Raw genomic sequence first — 303 nt, 5'->3', positions numbered from 1 at the left:
CCTCCGGTCAAGCCGGAGGATGGCAGAATAGATCAAGCACGGCAATGACATTAAATTATAAAACTCGACATTTGTGCTAAGTAAAGTTTGCTCAAAGGAACGGTTCCTGGGGCAAAAACACTCTGATTGTTGCGGCCGCATGAGCGGGCAATTCTATAGTTACTTTGCAACAATCAGCGTGTAGCGCATTATTGCGCGATTTTGAACCACGAAACTGTAACTGAAAGCCAGTTTTATGCTGAATGCATTTATAATGCGTTTGACCTGAAGTTCAAGCAAAGCTAATAGGTCGAATTTCGAGTT

The organism is Treponema sp. UBA753 (assembly GCF_002297325.1).
Classification (GTDB): Bacteria; Spirochaetota; Spirochaetia; order Treponematales; family Treponemataceae; genus Treponema_D.
Note: the sequence above shows the minus strand (reverse complement) of the source record.